Origin of the sequence: Herbaspirillum sp. 1130 (assembly GCF_017833835.1) — a bacterium.
In the GTDB taxonomy this organism is placed as follows: domain Bacteria; phylum Pseudomonadota; class Gammaproteobacteria; order Burkholderiales; family Burkholderiaceae_D; genus Herbaspirillum; species Herbaspirillum huttiense.
Genome location: NZ_JAFICQ010000004.1, coordinates 395,864 through 413,133, shown reverse-complemented (window position 1 = coordinate 413,133; position 17,270 = coordinate 395,864). Strand labels below are relative to the sequence as shown.

The 17,270-nt window shown below is 64.4% G+C and carries 17 protein-coding genes; 6 read left to right on the top strand and 11 right to left on the bottom strand.

Annotated features, from left to right (window positions below; genetic code table 11):
• Positions 1-7: 7 nt before the first annotated feature.
• The 11 genes from msbA to JOD78_RS19695 all read right to left on the bottom strand — a co-directional run bounded on the left by msbA (position 8) and on the right by JOD78_RS19695 (position 10,760).
• Positions 8-1,738 carry a lipid A export permease/ATP-binding protein MsbA gene (gene msbA / locus JOD78_RS19745; protein WP_039784402.1) on the bottom strand — a complete coding sequence of 577 codons (1,731 nt, stop codon included), beginning with the start codon at positions 1,736-1,738 and terminating at the stop codon, positions 8-10.
• A gap of 173 nt (positions 1,739-1,911) precedes the next feature.
• Positions 1,912-2,544, bottom strand: coding sequence for a hypothetical protein (locus JOD78_RS19740; protein WP_039784403.1), 633 nt, complete (start codon positions 2,542-2,544; stop codon positions 1,912-1,914).
• Positions 2,545-2,576: 32 nt separating this feature from the next.
• Positions 2,577-4,040: a ribonuclease G gene (gene rng, locus JOD78_RS19735; protein ID WP_034336330.1), complete on the bottom strand. Its 1,464-nt coding sequence runs from the start codon at positions 4,038-4,040 to the stop codon at positions 2,577-2,579.
• Positions 4,037-4,651 (bottom strand): Maf family protein, encoded by a 615-nt coding sequence (locus tag JOD78_RS19730; protein WP_121043269.1) that lies wholly within the window; start codon positions 4,649-4,651, stop codon positions 4,037-4,039. The genes rng and JOD78_RS19730 overlap by 4 nt, the downstream gene beginning before the upstream one ends.
• 57 nt (positions 4,652-4,708) lie before the next feature.
• Positions 4,709-5,179 carry a 23S rRNA (pseudouridine(1915)-N(3))-methyltransferase RlmH gene (gene rlmH / locus JOD78_RS19725; RefSeq protein ID WP_039784406.1) on the bottom strand — a complete coding sequence of 157 codons (471 nt, stop codon included), beginning with the start codon at positions 5,177-5,179 and terminating at the stop codon, positions 4,709-4,711.
• Positions 5,179-5,940, bottom strand: coding sequence for a ribosome silencing factor (rsfS, locus tag JOD78_RS19720; protein ID WP_034336324.1), 762 nt, complete (start codon positions 5,938-5,940; stop codon positions 5,179-5,181). The genes rlmH and rsfS overlap by 1 nt, the downstream gene beginning before the upstream one ends.
• Complete coding sequence (locus JOD78_RS19715) at positions 5,940-6,608, bottom strand: nicotinate-nucleotide adenylyltransferase (protein ID WP_121043267.1); 669 nt, start codon at positions 6,606-6,608, stop codon at positions 5,940-5,942. The genes rsfS and JOD78_RS19715 overlap by 1 nt, the downstream gene beginning before the upstream one ends.
• Complete coding sequence (gene hemF, locus JOD78_RS19710; RefSeq protein ID WP_121043265.1) at positions 6,608-7,528, bottom strand: oxygen-dependent coproporphyrinogen oxidase; 921 nt, start codon at positions 7,526-7,528, stop codon at positions 6,608-6,610. The genes JOD78_RS19715 and hemF overlap by 1 nt, the downstream gene beginning before the upstream one ends.
• 133 nt (positions 7,529-7,661) lie before the next feature.
• Entirely contained in the window at positions 7,662-8,492 is an 831-nt protein-coding gene (locus tag JOD78_RS19705) for a mechanosensitive ion channel family protein (protein ID WP_088757255.1), read from the bottom strand.
• Between the two features lie 189 nt (positions 8,493-8,681).
• Positions 8,682-9,950, bottom strand: a complete 1,269-nt coding sequence (gene purD / locus JOD78_RS19700) for a phosphoribosylamine--glycine ligase (protein WP_034336307.1) — start codon at positions 9,948-9,950, stop codon at positions 8,682-8,684.
• Between the two features lie 84 nt (positions 9,951-10,034).
• Positions 10,035-10,760 carry a YebC/PmpR family DNA-binding transcriptional regulator gene (locus tag JOD78_RS19695; protein WP_034336305.1) on the bottom strand — a complete coding sequence of 242 codons (726 nt, stop codon included), beginning with the start codon at positions 10,758-10,760 and terminating at the stop codon, positions 10,035-10,037.
• A 229-nt stretch (positions 10,761-10,989) separates the two neighbouring features.
• Between JOD78_RS19695 and JOD78_RS19690 the strand changes: the two genes are divergently transcribed.
• The 6 genes from JOD78_RS19690 (at position 10,990) to JOD78_RS19665 (ending at position 17,268) form a co-directional block, all read left to right on the top strand.
• On the top strand, positions 10,990-12,633 hold the full coding sequence (locus JOD78_RS19690) for a helicase HerA-like C-terminal domain-containing protein (protein ID WP_121043263.1): 1,644 nt from the start codon (positions 10,990-10,992) through the stop codon (positions 12,631-12,633).
• 58 nt (positions 12,634-12,691) lie between these two features.
• Positions 12,692-13,612 carry a DMT family transporter gene (locus JOD78_RS19685; RefSeq protein ID WP_199725099.1) on the top strand — a complete coding sequence of 307 codons (921 nt, stop codon included), beginning with the start codon at positions 12,692-12,694 and terminating at the stop codon, positions 13,610-13,612.
• Positions 13,613-13,681: 69 nt separating this feature from the next.
• Positions 13,682-14,656, top strand: coding sequence for a quinone oxidoreductase (locus JOD78_RS19680; RefSeq protein WP_134136729.1), 975 nt, complete (start codon positions 13,682-13,684; stop codon positions 14,654-14,656).
• A 44-nt stretch (positions 14,657-14,700) separates the two neighbouring features.
• The gene (locus JOD78_RS19675; protein ID WP_166675083.1) at positions 14,701-14,871 is read left to right on the top strand and encodes a hypothetical protein; all 171 of its coding nucleotides are present in this window, start codon (positions 14,701-14,703) and stop codon (positions 14,869-14,871) included.
• 179 nt (positions 14,872-15,050) lie between these two features.
• The gene (locus JOD78_RS19670) at positions 15,051-16,211 is read left to right on the top strand and encodes an ABC transporter substrate-binding protein (RefSeq protein ID WP_121043259.1); all 1,161 of its coding nucleotides are present in this window, start codon (positions 15,051-15,053) and stop codon (positions 16,209-16,211) included.
• A 121-nt stretch (positions 16,212-16,332) separates the two neighbouring features.
• Positions 16,333-17,268, top strand: coding sequence for a DMT family transporter (locus tag JOD78_RS19665; protein WP_209567440.1), 936 nt, complete (start codon positions 16,333-16,335; stop codon positions 17,266-17,268).
• Positions 17,269-17,270 lie beyond the last annotated feature (2 nt).

The following is a 17,270-nucleotide window of genomic DNA, read 5'->3' as shown; positions in this document are numbered from 1 at the left end:
GCACGGATCAGGCTTGTTGGGAAAACTGCAGGCGGTACAGGTTGGCATACACGCCATCGCGTTGCAGCAGCTCCTGGTGATTGCCGATCTCGGCAATCTGTCCGTGCACCAGCACCACGATGCGATCGGCCCGCTCGATGGTCGACAGGCGGTGCGCGATGACGAAGGTGGTGCGCCCTTGCATCAGGCGTTCCAGCGCGGCCTGGACCGCGCGTTCGGATTCGGTGTCGAGGGCCGAGGTGGCCTCGTCGAGGATCAGGATGGGAGCATCCTTGTAGATCGCGCGGGCGATCGCCACGCGCTGGCGCTGGCCGCCTGACAGGCGCGAGCCATTGTCGCCGATGCGGGTCTCCATGCCTTGCGGCAGGCCTTGCACCACGTCGGTCAGGTGCGCGGCTTCCACGGCAGCGAGGATGCGCGCCGGATCGGGCGACTGGTCGCCATAGGAGATGTTGGCCGCCAGGGTGTCGTCGAACAGCACGGTGTTCTGGTTGACCATGGCGATCTGCTGGCGCAGGCTCAGCAGCGAGATCGATTCGATGTCGCGGCCGTCCAGCAGGATCTTGCCGGCGGTCACCGAATGGAAGCCGGGAAGCAGGCTCACCAGCGTCGATTTGCCGCCACCGGACATGCCAACGAAGGCCACGGTCTCGCCGGCGCGTACGCGCAGGTTGATGTTCTTGAGTGCCTGCTGCTCGTGGCCGGGATAGGAGAAGCTCACATCGACCAGCTCCACTTCGCCCTGCGCACGCTGCTGCAGGGCCTCGCCGGTGACGCGCTCGGGAGTCTTGTCGATCAGCTTGTAGACCTCTTCGGCGGCGGCCATGCCGCGCTGCAGGGGGCCATTGATTTCGGCCAGCTGCTTCAGCGGGGCCAGCAGCATGAGCATGGCGGTGATGAAGGAGACGAAGCCGCCGACGGTGATCTGGCCATTGCCGGACTGGATCAGCGCCATCACGATCACGATGGCCACGGCACAGGCCGTCATCAGCTGCGTGATCGGCACGGTCGAGGAAAATGCCGCAGTCATGCGCATGGTATAGCGGCGCAGGTTTTCGGCACGGTCGTGGAAACGCTTCTTTTCGTATTCGTGGCCACCGAAGATCTTGATCACTTGCTGGGCGCGCGTGGTTTCCTCGATCAGCTGGGTCAGTTCGGCGTTCACGGCGAGGGAATCACGGTTGAGCTTCTTGAGCCGCTTGCCGGTGGCGCGTACCACGATCGAGACCAGCGGCAGCAGGACCAGGGTCACGATGGTCAGGGTCCAGTTCAGGTACAGCAGCCATCCGAGCAGGCCCAGCACGGTCAGGGCGGAACGCAGGATGGAAGTGAAGACCTTGGTCACCATGTCGATGATCTGCTGCACTTCAAACATCATCGAGTTGATGACCTTGCCGACCGTGTTGGTGGCATAGAAGTGAATGGGCAGGTCCAGCATGCGCGCAAACATCTGGCGGCGCAGCTCGTTGAGGATGCGGGTGGAGACCCAGGTCATCATGTAAGTACTGGTAAAGGTGGCCATGCCGCGGATCAGGAAGATGCCGATCACCGCTGCCGGCACCAGCCACAGCGAGAACGTGGGTTTGCCCACGAAGCCCTTGTCCAGCAGCACCTGGAAAATATACGGCACCACCGGTTCGGTGGCGGCGGTCACGATCATGCCGAGGAAAGCCAGCGCCAGGCGCTTCTTGTAGGGCCAGTGCAGCGCGGCCAGACGCTTTATGTTGTTGGACAGCATGGGGTATTCCTTGCTTGCAGGTGATGCAGAGTTCGAAAAACAGAGATTATGCCGTGTTCACCGGCCTCAGGGGCGTCTTGAAATGCACTGGCGCGTTATCTGGCGTTAAGGAAGAGGATCTGTGACTGCTGAGGAGACAAAGTCTGGTACATCTGGCCTGACCTGGTGTTCTTTCAAGTTTGTACGATCAGCAATACGCTTTCACCCTTGTTCCGTGCATTCATGCATAGCTGGCGCAGGGAATGCAGAAACGAGTAGAGACAATGTGAGCCTTCGCCGTCCTCTCCATACCGCACACGTGGATCGCTCGCCGGAGCGCTGGTCAGGATTGGTTGGTGGATGTCGTCGGCCAATTCATCGGCAGAACATAAATCGCTGAAAGTGTCTTCCGCCAGTTCGTCCACATGTGCGCTGGACCAGTCGAACAAGCGCGTAATGGCCTCGGCCAGAGTGGGAAGGGCCTGATCCTGCAGCTTTATCGCTTTCCAGCGGGACCACTCGGTGATCTCGCCTGCATCGTTTTCCCACGTATCAGGAGCTTCCCACGCATACGCGATGTCCTCGGCACCGTATAGCACCCTGAGGTCATTGATTGCGCTGGCTTGGGCCAACTCTTCGATGATTGCCGCCATCCATCCGTTACGGCTGCCGTTGGTGACCTGTGCCAGCATCTCCGGCGTGTCCGCTGTCACCTGAACGGGAGCATCGCCTGGTTCGGCCTGGCTGAGCCATTGGTCAATGCTGGTACCGTGCAGCGCAAAATCGCGCGGTTTCAGATAAGCAAAGTGGAAAAGATCGTTGGACATCGCTGGGTACTGTCTATGAACGCCTGTGCTGATTACATCAGGATGATGTCGTACTGCTCCTGCTGATAATCGCTCTGAACCTGCAGCGACACCGGCTTGCCGATGAAATCCCCGAGCATGGCCAGGTGTTGCGATTCCTCTTCCAGGAACATGTCCACCACCACCTGCGACGCCAGGATGCGGAATTCGCGCGGATTGAACTGCTTGGCCTCGCGCATGACCTCGCGCAGGATCTCGTAGCACACCGTGCGCGGCGTCTTGACCTGGCCGCGTCCCTTGCAGGCCGGGCAGGTCTCGCAGAGGATGTGGGCCAGCGATTCGCGGGTACGCTTGCGGGTCATCTCCACCAGCCCCAGCGTGGAGAAGCCCGAGACCGAGATCTTGGTGCGGTCGCGCTGCAGCGCCTTGCCCAGCTCGGCCAGTACGGCGTGGCGGTGCTCCGTGCTCTCCATGTCGATGAAGTCGAGGATGATGATCCCGCCCAGGTTGCGCAGCCGCAGCTGGCGCGCAATCGCGTGCGCCGCTTCCAGGTTGGTCTTGAAGATGGTGTCGTCGAAGTTGCGGCCGTTGACGAAGCTGCCGGTGTTGACGTCGATCGTGGTCATCGCTTCGGTCTGGTCGACGATCAGGTAGCCGCCCGACTTCAGGTCCACGCGGCGGCCCAGGGCGCGCTCGATTTCCTCTTCCACGCCATACAGGTCGAACAGCGGACGCTCGCCCCGGTAGTGCATCAGCTTGGGCAGCACCGAGGGCGTATAGATGGCACCGAACTCCTGCAGCATATGGAAGTTCTCGCGCGAATCGACCTGGATGGTGGCGGTCTGGTCCGAGACGAAGTCCCGCAGCACGCGCTGCGCCAGCGACAGATCCTGGTGCAGCAGAGTAGGCGCCGGCTTGGTCTTGGCCTGCTTGATGATGGTGGCCCAGGTGGTTCGCAGGTATTCCACGTCCATCTGCAGGTCGCTGTCGGAAGCATCCTCGGCCATGGTGCGGATGATGAAGCCGCCTTTTTCTTCCGGCGGTAGCAGTGCCTGCACCTTGCTGCGCAAGAGTTCGCGCTCGGCTTCGTTCTCGATGCGCTGGGAGATGCCGATGTGCTTGTCCTGCGGCAGGTAGACCAGCATGCGACCGGCAATCGAGATCTGCGTGGACAGCCGCGCGCCCTTGGTGCCGATGGGGTCCTTGATGACCTGCACCGTAATGGTCTGGCCATCGTGCAGCAGTTTCTCGATGGGAATGGCCGGCGCGTTCTGGCCGTCGTGCGGACGGGCTTCCCAGATGTCGGCCACGTGCAGGAAGGCGGCGCGCTCCAGGCCGATGTCGATGAAGGCCGATTGCATGCCCGGCAGCACCCGCACCACCTTGCCGAGGTAGATGTTGCCGGCCAGGCCGCGCGAGAGGGTGCGCTCGATGTGCAGTTCCTGCACGGCGCCTTGCAGGATCAGCGCCACGCGCGTCTCCTGCGGCGTGATGTTGATGAGGATGTCTTCGCTCATAGGATGCGAACGCCCGCTTGTTGTAATAGTTGAGCCGTCTCGAAGAGCGGCAGCCCCATGATACCGGAATGGCTGCCCACGATATGGCTGATGAAGACCGAGGCCAGCCCCTGGATGCCATACGCGCCGGCCTTGTCGTAGGGTTCGACGGTATTGCAATAGGCGGCAATGGCTTCTTCGGTCAAGGGCGCAAAGCTGACGTCGGACTGCTGCACGATCTGCCAGACCTCGGTTTCCACACCGTGAGTCACGCCCACGGCCACGCTGGTCAGGACCTGATGGGTGCGGCCGGAGAGCAGGGTGATCATGCGCACGGCTTCATCGTGATCGGCCGGTTTGCCCAGGATCAGGTCGTCCACCACCACGGTGGTATCGGCCGCGAGTAGCGGACGATGCGGCAGCTGGCGCAGGATCATGGTCTGCTGGGCGCTGTCGAGCTTGGCGCGGGTGACGCGGGCGACATAGTCCAGCGGGGCTTCGCCGGGCAGGACGCTCTCGTCGACTTCCTTGTCCGAGAGCATGAGTTCGAAATCGATGCCGATCTGGCGCAGCAGTTCGCGGCGGCGCGGGCTTTTCGAGGCGAGGTAGATTTTGTGGTCCGCTTGTTTCATTGAGCCAGGGATGTCAAGAGCCGGTACCGGAAGGCAGGAAGCCGGCGGTGGACGCCGTCAGGCGCGGTGATACGGATGGTTCTGCGTGATCGACCAGGCGCGATAGAGCTGTTCGGCCAGCATCACCCGCACCATGCCATGCGGCAAGGTCATGCTGGAGATGCGGATGAGCGTATCGGCCCCGGCCTTGAAGCCGGGATCGAGCCCGTCAGCCCCGCCGATGACGAAGGCCACGTCGCGTCCATCCTGCTGCCATTGCTCCAACTGCTGCGACAACTGCACTGAAGTCCAGTCGCGCCCGCGTTCGTCCAGGGCAATCACGCGCGCGCCCTTGGGCAGCGCCGCTTCGATCTTCTCGCGCTCCTGCGCCATCACGGTTTCGGCCGTGCGGCTGCCGGAGCGTTCGACGGGTTTGATTTCCTTGAGGATGATCCGGCATTCCGGTGGCATGCGCTTGGCATACTCCTGGAAGCCGGTTTCTATCCACGCCGGCATCTTGTGGCCGACGGCCGCGATGACCAGCTGCATCAAGCCTTGCTGGTGCGCTTGGCGGCCGGCTTCTTGGCGGTCTCGCTCTTGGCGGGCGCCACGCGCACGGTCTTGCCGGTCGGGGTCTTGGGCGCAGCGGCCTTGCGGGTGGTGCCGGCCTTGGTGGTGGTGGTCTTGCTGCCGGCTGCCGTGCCACGGGTGGTGGTGGTCTTGGCCGCCGTGGTCTTGGTGCCGGTAGTCCGGGTGGTGCGGGTCGTGCCGGCAGCAGCGCGGGTACCGGTGGTGCTGGTGGTCGTCGCGCGCGGCTTGCGGGCCGGCTTCTTCGGTGCGTCCTCGTCGTCGTCCAGGGCCTGGCTGGCTTCGACGGCTTCCGCCTGGGCGCGGGTGCGGCGGGTCTTGGGGGCCGGGGCTTCGTCGACGGCGGCGCGCTTGGCGGCAGCCGAAGTGCCGGTGCGCTTGGCCGCGCCCAGCTTGACTTCCTTGTCGCCCCAGATTTCTTCCAGACGGTAGTAGGTACGGATGGCCGGCTGCATGATGTGCACGATCATGTCGCCCAGATCGACCAGCACCCATTCGCCAGTGTCTTCGCCTTCGACGCTGACGACGTTGCCGCCCTTGGCCTTGACCTTGTCTCGCACCGAGGCGGCCAGCGCCTTGGTCTGGCGGTTCGAGGTGCCGGAGGCGATGGCCACGCGGTCGAACAGGGAGGTCAGGTGCGAGGTGTCATAGATGCGGATTTCTTGCGCCTTGACGTCTTCCAGAGCGTCCACGACCAGGGTTTGCAGTTTTTTGATGTCCATTATGAATTTCGGTACAGATGTTGTTGTTCGATATAGTCTAGCACCCTGCCCGGGATCAGCGAATCGGGTCGGGTGCCGCGTTGCAGCTGGGCACGGATTTCAGTCGACGAGATATCGACCGCCAGCCCGAGGGCCAGGTAGCCGTATCCGTGCGTGGTGCTGCGGATCTCTTGCGGCGCAGCGCTGCGCCGCTTGAATTCGTGGCGCACGGCCGGCGGCACGTGCGCATCGGCCAGCGCGAAGCCGGGCCGGGAGGCCGCGCACAAATGCGCGTACTCGAATAATTCCTGCCAGTGCTGCCAGGTGTCCAGGTGCTGCAACTGATCAGCGCCCATCAGGAACACTATCGACACCTCCGGCCCCAGCTCCGCGCGCAGTGCGCGCAGGGTATCGATGGTATAGGTCGCGCTGGAGCGGCGGATTTCCTGCTCATCGATGACCACCGGTACCTGCTGCTGGCCGAATGCGCGCCTGACCATCTCCACCCGGTCCGCCGCTTCGGCCTGCAGGCCGTGCTTCTGCCACGGATTGCCGGTGGGGATGACGCGCAGCTCATCGGGCTGCAGCAATTGCACGAAATGCTCGGCCAGCAGGACATGGCCATTGTGCACCGGATCGAAGCTGCCGCCGAGCACGGCAATGCAGCGCTGCGCCGCAGGCGGCACCATTACAGCCATTCCTTGTGCACCAGGAAGTCCGAATACAGCGCCGCTTCCGGGCTACCCGGTTCCGGATGCCAGTCATAGCGCCACTTCACCAGCGGCGGCATGGACATCAGGATGGATTCGGTGCGTCCGCCGGATTGCAGCCCGAACAGCGTGCCCCGGTCGAAGACCAGGTTGAATTCCACATAGCGCCCCCGGCGATAGGCCTGGAAGTCGCGTTCACGTTCGCCATAAGGCGTTTCCCGGCGCGCCGCCACGATGGGCAGATAGGCGTCGAGGAAGGCATCGCCCACGCTGCGTTGCAGGGCGAAGGCCTGCTCGAAGGGCAGGGCGTTGAAGTCATCGAAGAAGATGCCGCCGACGCCGCGCGGCTCCTTGCGATGCTTCAGGTAAAAATAGTCATCGCACCATTTCTTGAAGCGCGGATACAAGTCCTCGCCATAGGGCTGCAGCGCATCGCGGCAGGTGCGGTGGAAGTGCACTGCATCTTCCTTCACGCCGTAGTAGGGCGTGAGGTCCATGCCGCCGCCGAACCACCAGACGGCCTCTTCGCCTTCCGCATGGGTGGTGAAGAAGCGCACGTTCATGTGCACCGTCGGCACGTAGGGATTGCGCGGATGCAGCACCAGCGACACGCCCATCGCTTCCCACGCGCGGCCCGCCAGTTGCGGGCGGTTGGCCGCAGCCGAGGGCGGCAGGTTCTTGCCCATCACGTGCGAGAAGCCGACACCGCCGCGCTCCAGCAGGTTGCCTTCTTCCAGCAAGCGCGAGGTGCCGCCACCGCCTTCAGGGCGTTCCCAGGAATCAGACAGGAAAGTCTTGCCATCAGCGGCTTCCAGCGCGGCGACGATGCGCTGTTGCAGGTCCTGCAGGTAAGCCTTGACGGCAGCGGTGTTGGTGGCGGCGTTGGAATGGGTGGTCACGGCGGGTCGCTCTGGTACACGGTTACTGGACGGAAATGCGTTCCAACCCGCCATTGTACCTTGACCGCCCCCGGCTGGGGCGTCAAAAGCCGGTCCGCAGGCGATGCCGGACCGGCGTTGTGGGGCAAAGGCCTCAGTTTTGCGGCGGCTGGGCCAGCGGTACGGCCACCTGATAAGTCGCCGGCGCCGGCCAGCCTTCCTTCAGGCAGACCTCGGCGATGGCGTTCTGCACGTCGTTGTAGACCTGGCCGAAATTGGGCGTGGGCGCATGCACGCGCAGGGCGATCAGGGTGCCGGTGGCATTGAACTCCTGGATCACGATGCCCGGTGCCGGCGTCTGCAAGACGTTGGGAATGGCCTTGATGCGCTCGGAAAGCTTGGCGATGGCCTGCTGCGGATCGACGCTGTAGGCAATCTGGCAACGCAGGTCGGTGCGGCGGGTGGCGTTGACGTTGTAGTTGATGATGTTTTCCGAGAACAGCTTGTTGTTGCCGATGATCACGCGCAGGTTGTTGTCGGTAGTGATGATGGTGGTCACCAGGCCAATGTCGGAGACCGTGCCGGTCTGGCCGGCGGCGGTGATGTAGTCGCCCACCTTGAAGGGACGCAACACCACCAGGAAGATGCCGGCCGCAAAATTGGACAGCAGGCCCGACCAGGCCACACCCAGGGCCACGCCGACTGCGCCGATCATGGCCGCAAAGGATGTGGTCGGGATGCCGCACACTTCCAGGATGCCCATCACCAGCAGGATGCGCAGGATGACGTGCATGGCCGAGCTGGCATAGTTGATGAGCGTGGTCTCGAACTGGCGCGCGGTCAGCACGCGGCGCACGATCTTGGAGAGCGTGTTGATGAACATGCCGCCGACGATCCAGATGACGATGGCGGCAATCACCTTGAGCCCGAAAGGCACCAGGTAGAGGTTGATCAAAGTTTCAAAATTGAGCAGGTGGTCTGGCATCGATATGTCCTTTTCTTCTGGGAATGCGGGTGGTGGCGGGGGCATGCTGCCCGGAAACGCCCGTCGTGCTTAGGCTGCGGAGGCGTCATTTTGTTGCAGTGGCACGGCAAGTGCCGCGCATGCCCTCCAAATGAAATCCCCCGCAACACACACGGCGTTGCGGGGGATGGAGACGGCATGCGGCCCGGCTTAGCGCTTCAGGGCGCGCCAGCCGATGTCGCGGCGCATCTGCGAACCGGCGAAGTGGATCAGGTCGGCAGCATCATAGGCATGCTTCTGCGCGACCTTGACGCTGTCGCCCAGGCCCACCACACACAGCACGCGGCCACCGTTGGTGGTCAGCTTGTCGCCGTTGAGGGTGGTACCGGCGTGGAAGGTGACGCAATCGGCGGTCTCGGCCGGGATGTCGGTGATGAGGTCACCCTTGCGCGGTTCTTCCGGATAGCCATGGGCGGCCATGACCACGCCCAGCGCGGTACGGCGGTCCCATTCCAGTTCGATCTTGTCCAGGGTGCCGGTGACCGCATGTTCGAACACGGTCAGCAGGTCCGTCTTCAGGCGCGCCATGATGGGCTGGGTTTCGGGGTCGCCCATGCGGCAGTTGAATTCCAGCGTCTTGGGGTTGCCCTCGGCGTCGATCATCAGGCCCGCATACAGGAAGCCGGAGAAAGGGATGCCATCCTTGGCCATGCCCTGCACGGTCGGCACGATGATCTCGCGCATCACGCGCGCATGCAGCGCCGGGGTGACGATGGGAGCGGGCGAGTAGGCGCCCATGCCGCCGGTGTTGGGGCCCTGGTCGTGATCCTGCAGGCGCTTGTGGTCCTGGCTGGTGGCCAGCGGCAGGATGTTCTTGCCGTCGACCATGACGATGAAGGAAGCTTCTTCACCGGCCAGGAATTCCTCGATCACCACACGCGCACCGGCGTCGCCCAGCTTGTTGTCGGAGAGCATCATGTCCACGGCCGTATGCGCTTCTTCCAGCGTCATGGCGACCACCACGCCCTTGCCGGCGGCCAGGCCGTCGGCCTTGATGACGATGGGCGCGCCCTTTTTGGCGATGTAGTCATGCGCGGCCGCCACGTCCGAGAAGGTCTGGTACTCGGCGGTCGGGATCGCATGGCGCTGCATGAAGGCCTTGGCGAAGTCCTTGGAGCTTTCCAGCTGCGCCGCTTCCCTGGTGGGGCCGAAGATCTTCAGGCCACGGGCGCGGAAGACGTTGACGATGCCGGCCGCCAGCGGGCCTTCCGGGCCGACCACGGTCAGCGCCACGTGTTCCTGCTCGACGAAGTCGGCCAGGGCCACGGGATCGGTGATGGCGATGTTCTGCAGGCGCTCGTCGAGCGCGGTGCCGCCATTGCCGGGAGCAACATAGACCGTCTGGATGCGCGGCGACTTGGCAATGGCCCAGGCCAGCGCATGTTCACGGCCACCGGAGCCAACAACTAGGATTTTCATGGGATAGGAAGATAAAAGTGGCGAATGGGGCGGAAAGGGTCGTCTTGTCCGTATCTTTATAAACCGGCTGGGTGATCGGGTGAATTATTCTTCGATCACGGCGTTGGTATAGAGCTCCTGGGTATCGTCCAGGTTCTCCAGCGCATCCAGCAGCTTCTGCATCCTGACGCCGTCCTCGCCCGCAAACACGGTCTCGGTGGAGGGCTTCATGGTGATCTCGGCGACTTCGGCCTTGAAGCCGGCGGCTTCCATGGCGGACTTCACGGCCGAGAAATCATTGGGAGCGGTCAGCACTTCGATGCCGCCTTCGTCGTCGGTGAGGACGTCTTCGGCACCAGCTTCGAGCGCGGCTTCCATGACGGCATTCTCATCGGTTCCGGGCGCGTACATCAGCTGGCCACAGTGCTTGAAGAGGAAGGCCACCGAACCTTCGGTACCCATGTTGCCGCCGAATTTTGAGAAGGCATGGCGCACTTCGGCCACGGTGCGCACGCGGTTGTCGGTCATGCAATCGACGATGATGGCTGCGCCGTTGATGCCGTAGCCTTCATAGCGCACTTCTTCATAGTTCACGCCGTCCAGGGCACCGGTGCCGCGCTGGATGGCGCGGGTGACGTTGTCCTTGGGCATGTTGGCGTCGGAGGCACGGTCCACGGCCAGGCGCAGGCGCGGGTTGGTGTCCGGATCGCCCCCGCCCATGCGGGCGGCGACGGTGATTTCCTTGATCAGGCGGGTCCAGACGCGACCACGCTTTTCATCCTGACGGCCTTTACGGTGCTGAATATTGGCCCATTTGCTGTGTCCAGCCATGTTGAATCTTTCCTGCGAGAGGGTGAGGCCAGAACCGTCCCGCCTGCGCAAGCCGCTCCTGGAGGCGCCTCGGCAAGACCGGCGGGCGCGGGCAAGGCATCGCTGCAGCAGGGGGACCCGGCGCCCAGGGTTCGATAATGCATTTCCTGACGCCATGTTCTGACTATAATCGGGCGGGCATTTTACCATACCGCCACCCCGTCATTTTTGCCTTGAAGGCCCAGTCGAGATGATTAATCCGCTTCCCATCGCTACCCATTCCGGCGGGCAACTGTGCCTGCTGCCGCAACTGGCCAACCGTCACGGCTGCATCACCGGTGCCACCGGCACCGGCAAGACGGTCACCCTGCAGGTGCTGGCCCAGGCCCTCTCCGACATCGGCGTGCCGGTCTTCATGGCCGACGTAAAAGGCGATCTCTCCGGCCTGGGCAAGGCCGGCAGCGCCTCCCCCAAGACCAGCGCGCGCCTGACCCAGCTGGGCCTGCCCGAACCGGCCTGGGCCGCGGCACCGGTGGCGTTCTGGGACGTCTACGGCGAACTGGGCCATCCGGTGCGCGCCACCGTCTCCGACATGGGCCCGCTGATGCTGGCCCGCATGCTCAACCTGAACGATACCCAGCAGGGCGTGCTGCAGCTGGTGTTCAAGATTGCCGATGACCACGGCCTGCTGCTGCTCGATACCAAGGACCTGCGCGCCATGCTGCAGCACGTGGGCGAGAACGCGGCCCAGTTCAAGACCGAATACGGCAACATTTCGGCCGCCAGCGTAGGGGCCATCCAGCGCGGGCTGATCGCCATCGACGAGCAGGGCGGCGACCGTTTCTTCGGCGAGCCCATGCTCAACATCGAGGACTGGATGCAGACCGATGCCCAGGGCCGCGGCATCATCAACATCCTCGCCGCCGACAAGCTCATGAATGCGCCGCGCCTGTATTCCACCTTCCTGCTGTGGATGCTGTCGGAACTGTTTGAGCACCTGCCCGAAGTGGGCGACCTGGACAAGCCCAAGATGGTTTTCTTCTTCGACGAAGCGCACCTGCTCTTCGATGAAGCCCCCAAGCCGCTCCTGCAGAAGATCGAGCAGGTGGTGCGCCTGATCCGCTCCAAGGGCGTGGGCATCTACTTCGTCACGCAAAATCCGCTGGACATCCCCGACACCGTGCTGGGCCAGCTCGGCAACCGCGTACAGCACGCCCTGCGCGCCTACACCCCGCGCGACCAGAAGGCGGTGCAGGCTGCTGCTGAAACCTTCCGTCCCAATCCCATGGTCAATACCGCCCAGGCCATCACCGAGCTGGGCGTGGGCGAGGCGCTGGTGTCCTTCCTCGATGAGAAGGGGCGCCCCAACATGGTCGAGCGCGGCTACGTGCTGACCCCGGCGTCGCAGATCGGTCCCATCAGCGTGGAGGAACGGCACGCCCTGATCGCCTCTTCGCTGGTGGCCGGCGTCTACGAACAGGCCATCGACCGTGAGTCGGCCTATGAACGCCTGAAGGGACGCGCGGTGCAGCAGCCGCAGGCAGCGCCTGCTCCGGCGCCGCAACCAGCCCCCGCTCCGGCCGATGACAATGCCTGGGGCGCATCGGCAGGCCGTAGCGCACCGGCCCCTGCCAGCACCTCGCGTCCCAGTGGGGGTGCGCGCATGCCGCAGCCGCAACCCGTTCCACCGCCGCAGTCACAGCAGGATCAGGGCGGCGGTCTGGGCGATCTGCTCAAGGATGCCGCCGGTGGCATCTTCGGCAGCGGCAGCGGCAATCGCCGCAGCGATTCGCCCCTGCAGGCCATGGTCAAGTCGGCTGCACGCAGCATCGGTTCGCAGGTCGGGCGCGAGCTCATTCGTGGCGTGCTCGGCTCGCTGATGAAGAAGCGCTGACACGGTGCTGCGCCCGCCCGCGCGGCGCGTGCGCAGCCCAGGGTTTACAATCGCGGCCATGACTGCCGCTCACACCCCCGTTCATTCCACTCCGCGCCAGGCCTTCCTGGGCGGGCTGCTGCTCGCCATCATTGGTGCCATCTTCTTTTCCGCCAAGGCCATCGTGGCCAAGCTGATGTACCGCTACCAGGTCGATGCGGTCATGGTGATCACGCTGCGCATGCTGTTTTCTTTCCCCATGTTTGCCGCCGTGGCGCTCTGGAAAGCGCGCACCCAGCCGCCCCTGGCGCGCGCCGACGTGCTGCGCATCGTGGTGCTGGGATTGATGGGCTATTACCTGTCGAGCTTCCTCGATTTCCTCGGGCTGCAATACATCTCGGCCGGGCTGGAACGCCTGATCCTGTTCCTCACGCCTTCCTTCGTGATGCTGATCGCGTTTTTCTTCTTCAAGCGCAAGATCGGCTGGATCGAATGGGCGGCCTTGCTGGTGTCCTACTTCGGTACCGTGCTGGTGCTGCAGCATGATCTTCATACCGGCGGCAGCAACGTCATCCTCGGCAGCGCCCTGGTGCTGGGGTCGGCCCTGAGCTATTCGATCTACCTGATCTCTTCCGGCGAACTGGTGCGTCGGGTCGGCGCGGTGCGGCTGGTGGCCTATGCCATGTGCGTCTCCAGCGTGGCCTGCCTGGTCCAGTTCTTCATCTTGCGCGCGCCCGCCGACCTGGTCACGCAGGTGGCCCCCGTGTACCAGCTGTCACTTTTCAATGCGGTGTTCTGCACGGTGCTGCCGGTGTTCCTGACCATGGTGGCGGTGGCCCGCATCGGCGCTCCCACGGCCGCCCAGGCGGGGCTGGTGGGGCCGGTCTCGACGCTCTTCATGGGCGCCGTGCTGCTGGATGAACCGATCACCGGCATCCAGCTGGCCGGCACCGCCCTGGTGCTGTCGGGCATGTGGCTGCTGTCGCGCAAGAAGCGCTGAGGCGTTCTATACTGCCTCTCGATATATGAATCTTCAGGCTAGAAATCCACTCACTACAAGGAGACCCAGATGGCAAAAGCAATCCGCATGAGCAAGACCGGCGGCCCCGAAGTCATGGAATACGTGGACGTGGAAGTGGGCGAACCGGGTCCCGGTGAAGTCCGCATCCGCCACGCTGCCGTCGGCCTGAACTTCATCGATTGCTATTTCCGTTCCGGTCTCTATCCGCAGCCGCTGCCAGCCGGCCTGGGCCAGGAAGCGGCCGGCACCATCGAAGCCGTTGGTGCGGGCGTGGCCGGTTTCCAGGTCGGTGACCGCGTGGCCTATGCCGGCCGTCCCAATGGCGCTTATGCCGAAGCGCGCGTGATGCCGGCCGATATCCTGGTCAAGCTGCCGGATGCCATCAGTTTCGATACCGCAGCGGCCATGATGCTGCAGGGCATGACCGTGCAATACCTGCTGCGCCAGACTTATGCCGTGCAGCCGGGCGAGACCATCCTGTTCCATGCGGCCGCCGGCGGCATCGGCCTGATCGCCTGCCAGTGGGCGCGCGCCCTGGGCGTGAACCTGATCGGCACCGTCAGCAGCGACGAGAAGGCGGCCCTGGCCAAGCAGCATGGCGCGGCCCACGTCATCAACTACACCACCGAAAACTTCGTCGAACGCGTCAAGGAAATCACCGGCGGCAAAGGCGTGCCGGTGGTCTATGACGCCATCGGCAAGGACACCTTCACCGGCTCGCTGGATTGCCTGCGCCCGCGCGGCATGATGGTCAGCTTCGGCAATGCCTCCGGTCCGGTGCCGCCGTTCGGCGTGTCCGAACTGGCCTCGCGCGGTTCGCTGTTCCTGACCCGCCCCTCGCTGGGCAACTACATCGCCACCCGCCCCGAACTCGATGCCACCGCCGGCGACCTGTTCGACATGGTCGAGAGCGGCAAGATCAGCATCGAGATCAACCAGCGCTATGCCTTGAAGGATGTCGGCCAGGCCCACGCCGACCTGGAAGGCCGCAAGACCACCGGTTCGACCATCCTGATCCCGTGATGGCCGCGTAATCGCCTGATGACCCTGATACAAGAGGAATGCCTATGGACCAGCCCCCGCGCGACCCCGGCCTCGACAATCCCATGGGCCATCCCCCCGAGCAGGCGGCCGGCGCCGACGGCTCGCCCAAGTTCGGGCGGCTGTTGGCAGTGCTGATCTGTGCGGTGCTCATGATCGTGGTCATCACCTTCGCCAGCGAAGCCTACTTCTCCTGATTTTCCACTGGATATCGAAATTCTTCGGTACGGATCTCGCAAGTTATCGGGGTTTACCCAAGACTATGCGTGGATCACGCATTTTTCTCCGTCTTGATCGTCAAATGCTGCCTTCGGCGTTCGGGTGAATTCCTTCACCTGAACGCCTCCAGGGAGAACATTTTTGGCGGGAGAGGGAGATGGGAAGGAACTGGCACGCGGTCGTTGTCTGGTGCGGCCGTCTGGCCTTGGGCGTGGCGTGCGGCCTGCACGCTGCGCAGGCGGCCGAGAACGGGGTGAGCCCGCAGGAAATCGTGCTGGGCCAGTCGGCCCCCTTTACCGGCCCGGCCGCCGAGGTCGGGCGCGACTTCCAGGAAGGGGCACGCAGCTATTTCGCCCAGGTCAATGCCCGTGGCGGCGTGCATGGGCGGCGCGTGCGGCTGCTGAGCCTGGATGACGGCTACCAGCCCGAACGCACCCTGGCCAATACCCAGCAACTGATCTGGCGCGACAAGGTATTCGCGCTGTTCGGTTTTTCCGGCACGCCCACGGTGCTGGCGGCGCTGCCGGCCATCCGCGAGGCCGGCATTCCGCTGATCGCCCCGCACACCGGGGCCGCCGCCCTGCGCGAACCCTTCAATCGCCTGATCTTCCACGTGCGCGCCAGCTACGAGCAGGAAACCGGTTTCCTGCTGCGCCAGCTGCAGGGCACCGGGCGCAAGCGCGTGGCGGTGTTCTACCAGAACGATGAGCTCGGCAAGGGCCTGCTGGACAACCTGCGCCAGCGCGCAGCGCAATACGGACTGACCCTGGTCGGCAGCATGCCCATCGAGCGCAACAGCGATGCCGTGGGGCCGGCGGCAGAACAGTTCATGAAGATGCGCCCCGATGTGGTGATCCAGGCCGTGTCCTACGAGCCGGCCGCGGCGCTCATCACGCGCATGCGGGCGGCGGGCTACCTCGGCGGCTTTTCCCATTATTCCTTCGTCGGCAGCCTGTCGCTGGCCGCACGCCTCAAGCAGACCGGGGTCGGTACCGAGATCACCCAGGTGGTGCCATTTCCCAACAAGGCCAGGCTGCCCATCGTCTACGAATACCAGAAGGCCATGGAAAGCAGTCCCGGCGCACGCTGCAATTTCATCGGGCTGGAAGGCTACATCGCCGCCCGTGTCCTGGTCGAGGGCTTGCGCCGCGCCGGCCCGCAACTCACGCGTGCCGGCCTGATCCGGGCGCTGGAGAGCATCACCCCGGCCAACTACGATGGCGGCGGCTTCAGCCTGCAGTTCGGTCCTGCCGATCACAGCGGATCGGATTTCGTCGACCTCACCGCCATCGGCACGGGTGGACGCTTCATCAATTGAGGGCAGGGCAGCGGAGCAGCCGCCCGGCGCGGTCCTGTCCTGATCGGCTACACTGTGACGCGGCGCCCGGCGACCGGCCGTACGCCATCGCCTCCCTTGCCACCCTCATCAAGGATCCGCCGTGTCTGGTTCCCGTTCCTCTTCGCTGGCTGCGCCCGCCTACTCCGGCGTGGCCCTGATGGCCGCCTGCAGCGCCGGTTTCCTGTGGGGCACCGGAGCCCTGGTGGTCAACATCCTGATCGCGCAATACGGCTTCGCGCCGGGCGACATCTCCTTCTGGCGCTTTGCGGTCGGTGCGGTGTTCCTGTGCCTGGTATTCGGCGCACGCATCCACCTGCCGACCCTGCGCGCACTGCTGCTGTCCGTGGTGCTGGCCGGGACCACCATGGCCGGCTACGTGCTGTTCTGGTTCCTCGGGATCGAGCGCATCGGCGCGGCCATTCCCACGCTGATCGCCCTGTGCCTGCCACCGGTGTTTTCCACCGTCATCGCGCTGTTGCGCGGGCAGGAAAAGCTGGACTGGACGCTGGCAGCGGTGCTCGCCGCCGCACTGGGCGGCACCGTGCTGATCGTGGCGCGGCATGAGGCCAATGGCAGTGCCGCATCAGGCCAGACGGACCTGCTCATCGGACTGGCCTGTTCGGTCGCCTCGGCCTTGCTCTATACCGGATTCACGCTGGTCAGCGGACGGCTCTCGACGGCGCTGGGGGCCGGCCCCTCCGCAACCTGCCTGACCGTGGTGGCGGCGCTGGTGATGGGAATGGCCAGCCTGGCGCGGCCGCTGCACTGGCCCAGCGGCTTGCCGCCGCAAGCCTGGTATCTGTACCTGGGGGTGGTCACGGCGGCGCTGGCGCTGCTGGTGTTCAGCTGGGGCGCCGCACGCCTGACGCCCACGGCGCTGACCGTGGCGACCCTGATCGAACCGCTCACGGCGGTCCTGCTGGCCGCCGTATTGCTGGGCCAGACCCTGAGCGCTACCCAGTGGCTGGGCGGCGCGCTGTTGTTGCTGAGCATCTGGGGCCTGGGCAAGCGGCTCGGGCGGCCGCCGCACGGGTGAGC

Coding starts and splice junctions, on each gene's coding strand:
- JOD78_RS19705 (WP_088757255.1), bottom strand. CDS start 8,492: ATGCCAGACCACCTGCTCAATTTTGAAACTTTGATCAACCTCTACCTG.
- rsfS (WP_034336324.1), bottom strand. CDS start 5,940: ATGGACATCAAAAAACTGCAAACCCTGGTCGTGGACGCTCTGGAAGAC.
- JOD78_RS19685 (WP_199725099.1), top strand. CDS start 12,692: ATGACTGCCGCTCACACCCCCGTTCATTCCACTCCGCGCCAGGCCTTC.
- JOD78_RS19675 (WP_166675083.1), top strand. CDS start 14,701: ATGGACCAGCCCCCGCGCGACCCCGGCCTCGACAATCCCATGGGCCAT.
- JOD78_RS19740 (WP_039784403.1), bottom strand. CDS start 2,544: ATGTCCAACGATCTTTTCCACTTTGCTTATCTGAAACCGCGCGATTTT.
- rlmH (WP_039784406.1), bottom strand. CDS start 5,179: ATGCAGCTGGTCATCGCGGCCGTCGGCCACAAGATGCCGGCGTGGATA.
- msbA (WP_039784402.1), bottom strand. CDS start 1,738: ATGCTGTCCAACAACATAAAGCGTCTGGCCGCGCTGCACTGGCCCTAC.
- JOD78_RS19670 (WP_121043259.1), top strand. CDS start 15,051: ATGGGAAGGAACTGGCACGCGGTCGTTGTCTGGTGCGGCCGTCTGGCC.
- JOD78_RS19730 (WP_121043269.1), bottom strand. CDS start 4,651: ATGAAACAAGCGGACCACAAAATCTACCTCGCCTCGAAAAGCCCGCGC.
- JOD78_RS19695 (WP_034336305.1), bottom strand. CDS start 10,760: ATGGCTGGACACAGCAAATGGGCCAATATTCAGCACCGTAAAGGCCGT.
- purD (WP_034336307.1), bottom strand. CDS start 9,950: ATGAAAATCCTAGTTGTTGGCTCCGGTGGCCGTGAACATGCGCTGGCC.
- JOD78_RS19680 (WP_134136729.1), top strand. CDS start 13,682: ATGGCAAAAGCAATCCGCATGAGCAAGACCGGCGGCCCCGAAGTCATG.
- JOD78_RS19715 (WP_121043267.1), bottom strand. CDS start 6,608: ATGGTGCCGCCTGCGGCGCAGCGCTGCATTGCCGTGCTCGGCGGCAGC.
- JOD78_RS19690 (WP_121043263.1), top strand. CDS start 10,990: ATGATTAATCCGCTTCCCATCGCTACCCATTCCGGCGGGCAACTGTGC.
- rng (WP_034336330.1), bottom strand. CDS start 4,040: ATGAGCGAAGACATCCTCATCAACATCACGCCGCAGGAGACGCGCGTG.